This is a genomic window from Actinomycetes bacterium (genome assembly GCA_024222295.1).
Lineage (GTDB): Bacteria > Actinomycetota > Acidimicrobiia > Acidimicrobiales > Microtrichaceae > JAAEPF01.
The window spans coordinates 22,907-31,005 of the sequence record JAAEPF010000011.1 but is presented as its reverse complement, the minus strand read 5'-3'; the positions used below and the strand labels follow the sequence as shown (position 1 = coordinate 31,005).

Here is an 8,099-nt window from a genome sequence, read left to right as displayed (position 1 = left end):
CGAGGTGCTCAACACGTTCGCAGTGGTCGCCGCGCCCTCGCGCGCGGCCGGCGGCCTCAACCCGCGCTACGGCGATGTGATCGACCGCATCATGTTCTATGCACCGGTGGTGACAGACCCCGAGACATGGGGTCCGGTCATGGACGGCCTTCGGTCAGCTTCCGCCGACTGAACCAGCCGGCGTGGGCGCTCAGCCTTCGAGGAGGCTGAGAGTCTCCGCCTTGTGACTCGCCCTCGCGGCCGAACGCTGGAGCTTACCCGAAGAGGTCTTGGGCACCGTGCCCGGCTCCACCAGCAGCACTTCCTTGGGCGGCACGCCCTCCGCTTCGGTCACGGCGATGGTGACCTCCCGGCGGATCTCGTCGAGGTCGCCGCCCCTCGACTCGGCCACGACCACGATGTTCTGCGCACCGTGACGACCATCGACACCGAACGCAATCACGTTGCCGGTGCGCACGCCCTCGACCTCACCCACGACCTTCTCGATGTCCTGTGGGTACACGTTGCGGCCACCGATGATGATGACGTCCTTCGAGCGCCCGCACACCACCAACTCCCCTTCGACCTCGTAACAGAGGTCGCCGGTGTGCAGCCACCCGTCCGCCAACAGTTCCTCGGTGGCTTCGGGCTGCTTGTAGTAGCCGTCGGTGAGACCGGTGCCACGCAGCAACAGCTCGCCGACCTTGCGCTCCGGCAGGTCCTCGCGTGTCTGCGGGTCGACGATTCGCATCTCCATGCCGGGTACCGGGCTCCCGAGCCTTGCCAGTTCGACCGCGCCCTCGCTGTCGGGTTCGACCGGCACCGCCTCGTGGTCGAGCTCGAGTGAACGCTTGTCGACCCAATCGGTGCGGAGTCCCTTGCCCTGCGGCGGGAAGCAACCCGCGATGCAGATCTCGGCCATGCCGAACGCCGGGAACGCGGCTGCCGGATCGATGCCGAACCGCTCGCCCGCATCGAAGAAACGGCGGAAGGTCCTGGCGTCGATCGGCTCCGCGCCGTTGAGCAGGATCCGTAGCTGTGACAGCTCGAGCGGCTCCTCGCAACGGCGCAGCGCCCGCGCCGCGAGCGCATAGGCGAAGTTGGGCCCGGCGGTGGCCGTGCCCTCGAAGTCCGAGACCCAGCGCATCCAGCGCAACGGCCTGGCCAGGAAGTCCTGCGGTGCACCCTGTACCAGGTCGGTACCAAGGGTCATGGGGATCGTGAGGAGGCCGATGAGCCCCATGTCGTGGTACAGCGGCAGCCACGAAACGATCTTCTCGTGGTTGGTGAGCGATGCTGCTTCCCAGGCGCTGTCGAGGTTGTTGCAGATGGCGCGGTGCGGCAGCATCACGCCCTTGGGCTCCGAGGTGGAGCCGGAGGTGAACTGGAGCACCGCCAGCGAATCAGGGTCGGACTTGGGCCTGTCGTAGTCGCCTTGTCCGGGACCGCTGCCAACCAGTTCGTCGAGTGAGAGGAACGGCGGGTCTCCGTCCTGGGGTTCCACGAAGGCGAGCAGTTCGGGATCGATCAACACCATCTTGGAGTCGGAACGATGGATCCGGTTGCGTGTCTGCTCGATGAACTGGTCGAGCGCCCCCATGCGCATCGGTAGCGGCATCGTCACGAGGGTGGCTCCGGTGAGCCACACAGCCTGGATGGCCGTAATCAGCGACCGGGTGGTGGGCCCCAACAGTGCGACATGGTCGCCGGGCTTCACTCCCCTCGCCTGCAGGTGGGCCGCGGCGGCCAGAGCCTCGCTGTGCAGGTCGGCCCAGGAGACGGTCTCGTGGTCATCTCCGCTGATGAAGGTGATCGTGCGCCCCGAGTATTCGGCGACGTTCTCGATTCGATCGATGAGTGAAAGCACGTGGTTGTGACCTCAGGGGGTGCGGGTCGGTTACTGACTGTGTCCGAAGCCACACCCGTCGGTTCGGACCAGTCTGCCCGCTTCGCGAGGGCTCTGCTGACCGCAGCGCTCAGAGCACGAAGTTGACGATCTTCGGGGGGCGGGCGATGACCTTGCGGGGCTCGCCGTCCAGTTGCGCAGCCACCTTCTGCGATGCCCTCGCCGCAGCGATGCAGGCCGCCTCATCGGCATCGGCAGGCACTTCGACGCGGTCGCGGACCTTGCCGTTGACCTGCACGACCATCGTGACGGTCTCTTCCACGAGCATCGACTCGTCGGCCGTCGGCCACGACCGGGTGTGAACGTGCTCGCCATCGTGGCGCCTCGACCACAGCTCCGCGGTGATGTGCGGTGTGGCGGGGGCGAGCAAGGTCACCAGCGTGTCCATCGCCGCCTCGATGGTTTGCCCGTGAACGCCGTCGTCGGACTGCACGTAGCGGTACAGGTCGTTGAGGTACGCCATCGCACGTGCGACGGCCACGTTGTAGGCCCAGCGGCCGAAGTCGTCGGAGTAGTCGGCGATGAGGCGGTTCATCGCCCGCAACACCTCGGTGTCGACTTCGGTCAGCTCGCCTTCCCGCACGGTCGTCTGCGCCATCAGCTCGGAACCCGGGACGGCAAGGCGCCAGAGCCGTTGCAGAAAACGACTGCAGCCCTCGAGGCCGAAGTCCTCCCAGTCGACGTCTTCCTCGGGCGGCTTCACCGCCAGGTGCGCGAGACGCAAGGAGTCGGCACCCAAGGTGTCGATGATCTCCTCGGGCGTCACCAAGTTGCCGCGCGACTTCGACATCTTGGCGCCGTCGAGGCGGATCATGCCCTGGGTGAACAGGCGCTGGAACGGCTCTCGTAGATCCTTGGGCGCCACTTCCAGGTCAGCCAGCGCCTTGGTGAAGAACCGGGCGTACATGAGGTGCAGCACGGCGTGCTCAGCACCACCGATGTACTGGTCCACCGGCATCCAGGGCGCCACCTCGCCGGCCGCGAACGGGGCCTCGGAGTTCCACGGATCGCAGAACCGCAGGAAGTACCACGACGAGTCCACGAACGTGTCCATCGTGTCGGTCTCGCGCGTGGCCGGGCCACCGCACTTCGGGCATGTCGTGTGCAGGAACCCTTCGTGGGACTGCAACGGGGACTGGCCGGTGGGGCGGAACTCGACGTCGTCGGGAGCCAGAACCGGGAGCTGGTCCTCGGGCACCGGCTGGATGCCGTCGATGTCGCAGTACACCACTGGTATCGGGCAACCCCAGAACCGCTGGCGACTGACCAGCCAGTCCCGAAGGCGGAAGTTGACCGTGGCGTCGCCGATGCCGACCTGTTCGATCCACTCGATCGCCCTCGCCTTGGCTGCGCCGACGTCCAGGCCATTGAGGTCGGGTCCGGGGGCATCGGTCTGGTCTGCAGCCGGGCTGTTGAACGCCGGCCCATCGCCTGTGAACGCCTCGCCGTCGAAGTCCGCCGGCGGCTCGACCGTGCGGATGATCGGCAGGCCGAAGGTCGTGGCGAACTCCCAGTCACGCTGGTCCTGCCCCGGTACCGCCATGACGGCACCGGTGCCGTAGGTGGCGAGCACGTAGTCGGCGAGGTGAACGGGCACCGGCTGGCCCGTGAACGGATTGAGTGCGTATGCCCCGGTGAACGTGCCGCGCTTGTCGAGCGAGCCCTCGGTGGAGAGCCGGTCGATCTCTGAAGTCATGCGAGCCTGCTCGACAAACGCACTGACCGCCTCGACTTGCTCCGCAGTGGTGATCTTCGCCACCAGGTCTGCTTCGGGTGCGAGCACGCAGAAGGTCATGCCGTAGGAGGTGTCGGGCCTGGTGGTGAACACCCGCATGCCGAGGCCGTCGGGGTGCGGGTTGCCGTCGGCATCACAGATGGCCATGTCGAACTCGACGCCCTCGGAGCGGCCGATCCAGTTGCGCTGCTGGGTGACGACCCGCTCGGGCCAGTCAAGCTCATCGAGGTCGTCGAGCAGTTCCTGCGCGTAGTCGGTGATGCGGAAGTACCACTGCTCGAGGTCGCGGCGCTCCACCAGGTCATCGGAACGCTCGCATCGCCCGTCCACGACCTGCTCGTTGGCGAGCACGGTCTGGCAGCCCGGGCACCAATTGACGGTGGCGCCCTTGCGGTACGCGAGACCGCTCTCCAGGAACTTCAGGAAGATCCACTGGGTCCACCGGATGAAGTCGGGATCGTGACTGAACACCTCGCGGCGCCAGTCGTAGACACCGCCGATCCGGATGAGCGACGTCCGCAGCTCCTCCATCCGCTCCTCGGTGAACGTGCGCGGATGCACTCCGGTCTTGATGGCGGCGTTCTCCGCAGGGAGGCCGAACGAGTCGAAACCCATCGGTGACAGCACTGCGTCGCCTGCCATCGTGCGGTACCGGGTGAGAAGGTCACCGAAGGTGTAGTTGCGGACATGGCCCATGTGCGCCGCACCCGACGGATACGGGTACATGCAGAGCACGTAGTAGCGGCTCCGGGGGTCGTCGTTGTCGACCTCGTAGCTGCCGTTGTCACGCCAGTAGCGCTGCCAGCGCGGCTCGATTTCGGTGGGAACGTAGGCGGGACCGTCTTGGTGGTCACCCGCGCCGAGGGCGTCGCTGGGCATCACCGGATGCTACTGACGACAACCCATCGCCCCCGAACCCATTGCCGGCACCATCCACGCACCCACGGCTGTGACGCGGTTTCCCGCACCGGTTCGCGCCGCGATATGGTGCACCTTCCCTTCTCGGGGCCGTAGCTCAGTTGGGAGAGCGCTTCCATGGCATGGAAGAGGTCGTGGGTTCGATTCCCATCGGCTCCACTCAGAGGATGTCCCCCGACTTCTCAGGCGTCGGGGTCGTCCGCCGCAAGGCCTTCGAAGTAGGCGCGCAGCGTTCGCTTGCCACGAGGCGGGCCCACGCCGTCGACTTCGCCGGCCACCACGATGAACTGGAACAGGTCGCCGAACTGCTTCGACAGCAGCCCGATGCCCTTCACCATCACCTGCGCCACGCCGATGGGCACCACGATCACCTTCGGCTGCTTGCCCAACACGTCGAAGGCCAGTTCCACTGCCTCGCGCTGGGTCATCTCGTCGGGTCCACCGGCCTCGATGTCCACTTCGTCGCCTTCGGCCGCTTCGACCACGACCTCGGCCACGTCGCGCCCGTGGATGGGAGTCATCCGGTTGGAGCCGTCACCCACGAGCAGCGCCCTGCCCCGCTTGGCCATCGACAGCAGCGACCCCATGTCCGAGAAGTAGCCACACGGGCGCACGATCGCGTATTGCAGACCTGATGCCTTGAGGTGGTCCACCACCTTCTCGTGCGCCCGCGTGATCGCCAGGTCGGATATGAGCGGATCGTCGGCTCCCTGCATGGACACGTACACGAACTTGCGGACCCCGGCTTCGACCGCCATGTCGACCAGCCGACGGTTGTAGCCGTAGTCGACGGTCTCGAAGTCGAGCCGGTCCCGCTGGCGGGAGATCCCCACACTGGAAAAGACTATGTCTATGCCCTCCATCAGCCCGTCGAGCGTCGACGGATCACCCAGTTCTCCGACGAAGACGTCGTCGACGTCGCCCTTGCCGATCCCCGGCGCGGTGAACGGCCCGGGTTCGCGCAGCTTGTCGGCACTGCGGGTGAGGGCCCGCACCCAGTAGCCACGCTCGCGGAACGCCTGCACCGCGAACTTCCCGATGTAGCCGGTCGCCCCAGCCACGAGCACCCTCTCGGAATCGTGGCGTGACTTGTCGGTTCCAGCGGAGTCGGACATGGCCCGATGCTATGTCCCCACCGCAGCCCACCCCGCCGGCCCGCTGCTGCAGATGAGCCCGGCGCGGCGGGCCGGCTCGGTGATGCGGTCAGCTGGCGCTGTCCGCATCGGCGTGGCCTTCGGGGCGCCAGTGCGTCCTGGGCACGTCGCCGTAGAGCCGCTCGATGCGGTAGTAGGCACGCTCCTCGGCGTGGAACACGTGCACGATCACGTCGCCGTAGTCAAGCAGGACCCAACGCCTGGCGCCGCGGCCCTCATCGGCGCGCGGGCTCTCACCGAGCTGCTCCTTCACGTCTCGTTCGATCTCGTCGACGATCGCCTTGACCTGCGGCTCGTTGGCCGCGGAGACGACCACGAAGTGGTCGCAGATCCCGATTGCCTCGGCCACATCCAACACGACGATGTCGGTCGCCTGCTTCTCGTCGGCGGCGCGGGCGGCCACGACCGCAAGGTGTGTCGCCTGGTCCTCCGGATGGTCTGAGCTCACGCCCCGCCTCCGCCCAGGGTGACCAGGACCACGGCCGACTCGATCTCCGATGTGGTCTCCGTTGCTGTGACGCCGAGCTCGGCGGCGAGCAGGTCCGCAGTGTCCGCGGCCGCGGGGCCGGCGTACTGCACCGTGGTCGCCGGTTCCTCGAAGCTGTCGGCGTTGCCGACGAGGCTGACCCATCCACCCGACTTGACCACCACGGGCACCGCCGCCGCTGTGGCGTCGGGATCGGTGGTGCCATTGAGCACCGCGACCGGCTCGCGCACGCCTGGGGCGGGCGACGACGGCAAGGGCACCACGCGGGCCACGAAGTTGTCGATCGTGGTCTCGTCGGGCATCCATGCCACCAGCAGGCTGTCGGGCACCGGGACACGGGCCATCGGCACCGTGTCGAAGCGGACTTCCCCGGCCATCAAGGTCCACAACGCCTCGGAGAATCCGGGGCCGTCACTGTCCAGGGCGCGCTCACCCGCCGGCAGCTCGGGCTGCTCGATGATCGACGCACGGGCAAGTAACGCCTCCCAGACCGCCTGCGTGCGCAGGGCCTGGTTGGGCGCAGGGTCATCGGTGCCCTCGAAAGCCATGAAGCCGGCGATCTCCTCGGGTTGCAGGCTCACCGGACCGGCCCGCCAACGGACTTCCTGGGTGCCGTCCTCGAGGCGCTCCACGAGGTCATCGACGTTGTCGACCTCGATCGGCTCCCCATTGGCCAGCTGTGCAACCGCCTCGGCCGGCACGACCTCAGCGGAGTTGATGCGGAACGTCAGCGCAATGCCGAGGCGTTCCTGGAGTCCCTCGATGCCGCCTTCGGCGAACACGTCGCCGAGGAACATGGGTGGGGCTCCCTCGAACTCCGGAACCACGAACGATGGCGAGATCGGCACCGCGGTGCCGCCCAGACCGCTCTGGTCCGGCACGAGCACAAGAGCCGAGGCGAACGCACCTGCCGAGTCGGTAAGCACGAACAGGTCGGTCTCGGTCAATCGGGGCTCGGCCACGTATCCGGGCTGGGTCGGGTCGGTCTCGCGGGCCTGGGTGCCGCCGCCCACCTTGAGGCTCGCCTGGTAGCCGACCCACGCCAGACCGCCGAGCAGGCCCACGCACAACAGCGTGAACAGCACGCCCCACAGCGTGATGCGCTTCTGGCGGGTCTGGACGCGACGGCGACGCACGACCGCAGCCGCCGCCGGCGGCAGGGGTGCCGACGGCGAGCCGAACGCATCCGGGCTGGGCTCGGCCTGTTGCTGTGGCTGCGCGCCCGACCCTTGCGCGCCCGTTTCGTCCTCGGTCGCAGTCATCAGCCTCTGCAGGTCCCGCTCATCGTCTGCCAGCGTAGAGTCCGCGCCCCTCTATGACCGAGATGACGGGGTCCGGCACTAGGAAGCGGATGGAGCGGCCGTCGGCCACACGCTGGCGCAGTTCGGTCGACGACACCTCGAGGCGGGGGGCGTCCACCCGTTGCACCTCCAGCCCGTCGGGTACCGCGATGGAGGATCCAGGGCGATCGACGACCGCTATGCGGCAGAGGTCGGCGAGCCGCTCGTGGTCGTGCCAGGTCGGGATTCCCGACGCAGCATCGGCACCCAGTACGAGATGCAGCTCCGCTCCCGGGTACAGCAAGGCGAGCTCCTCGAGGGTTTCCACCGTGTACGTCGGCCCTGAACGGCGCACCTCGATGTCGCACACCTCCAGGCCGTCGAGGCCATCGGCTGCGGCTTCGAGCATCGCCAGGCGGTCGGTGGCCGGCGACACCTCCACGACGCCCACCTTCTGCCACGGCTCGCCGGCGCAGACCATCAACACGCGGTCGAGCGAAAGGGCTTCGAGCACGTCGGTCGCCATCACCAGATGGCCGATGTGCGGCGGATCGAACGTCCCCCCGAACACCCCGAGCCTCTCAGTGCCAGTCCGGTCACTGTCGGGGCCGCGCTCCACCTGACCACGGTAGCGAGTGGA

Annotated in this window: 7 protein-coding genes and 1 tRNA gene; 2 read left to right on the top strand and 6 right to left on the bottom strand. The window is 67.6% G+C overall.

The window, feature by feature from the left end:
- Positions 1-172 (top strand): LLM class F420-dependent oxidoreductase (locus GY812_02585; GenBank protein ID MCP4434370.1); only part of this gene is annotated, 172 nt, incomplete at its 5' end.
- A gap of 18 nt (positions 173-190) precedes the next feature.
- On the opposite strand, the gene GY812_02580 is transcribed toward GY812_02585, so the two are convergent.
- Both GY812_02580 and GY812_02575 read right to left on the bottom strand, forming a co-directional pair.
- Positions 191-1,846 (bottom strand): AMP-binding protein, encoded by a 1,656-nt coding sequence (locus tag GY812_02580; protein ID MCP4434369.1) that lies wholly within the window; start codon positions 1,844-1,846, stop codon positions 191-193.
- 109 nt (positions 1,847-1,955) lie between these two features.
- Positions 1,956-4,499 (bottom strand): leucine--tRNA ligase, encoded by a 2,544-nt coding sequence (locus GY812_02575; GenBank protein MCP4434368.1) that lies wholly within the window; start codon positions 4,497-4,499, stop codon positions 1,956-1,958.
- A 125-nt stretch (positions 4,500-4,624) separates the two neighbouring features.
- On the opposite strand from GY812_02575, the gene GY812_02570 reads away from it, so the two are divergent.
- A tRNA-Ala gene (locus tag GY812_02570) sits at positions 4,625-4,697 on the top strand.
- 23 nt (positions 4,698-4,720) lie between these two features.
- Here the strand turns inward: GY812_02570 and GY812_02565 are convergent.
- From GY812_02565 to nadD, 4 genes are all read right to left on the bottom strand, one after another.
- Positions 4,721-5,653: an SDR family oxidoreductase gene (locus GY812_02565; protein ID MCP4434367.1), complete on the bottom strand. Its 933-nt coding sequence runs from the start codon at positions 5,651-5,653 to the stop codon at positions 4,721-4,723.
- A gap of 88 nt (positions 5,654-5,741) precedes the next feature.
- Entirely contained in the window at positions 5,742-6,140 is a 399-nt protein-coding gene (gene rsfS / locus GY812_02560; protein MCP4434366.1) for a ribosome silencing factor, read from the bottom strand.
- Positions 6,137-7,441 carry a hypothetical protein gene (locus tag GY812_02555; GenBank protein ID MCP4434365.1) on the bottom strand — a complete coding sequence of 435 codons (1,305 nt, stop codon included), beginning with the start codon at positions 7,439-7,441 and terminating at the stop codon, positions 6,137-6,139. The genes rsfS and GY812_02555 overlap by 4 nt, the downstream gene beginning before the upstream one ends.
- Positions 7,442-7,460: 19 nt before the next feature.
- On the bottom strand, positions 7,461-8,078 hold the full coding sequence (gene nadD / locus GY812_02550; protein MCP4434364.1) for a nicotinate (nicotinamide) nucleotide adenylyltransferase: 618 nt from the start codon (positions 8,076-8,078) through the stop codon (positions 7,461-7,463).
- Between the last annotated feature and the right edge of the window lie 21 nt (positions 8,079-8,099).

Bases quoted from the DNA above. Each gene is read 5' to 3' on its own strand.
- GY812_02575 (MCP4434368.1), bottom strand. From the start codon at position 4,499: ATGCCCAGCGACGCCCTCGGCGCGGGTGACCACCAAGACGGTCCCGCC.
- GY812_02565 (MCP4434367.1), bottom strand. From the start codon at position 5,653: ATGTCCGACTCCGCTGGAACCGACAAGTCACGCCACGATTCCGAGAGG.
- GY812_02555 (MCP4434365.1), bottom strand. From the start codon at position 7,441: ATGACTGCGACCGAGGACGAAACGGGCGCGCAAGGGTCGGGCGCGCAG.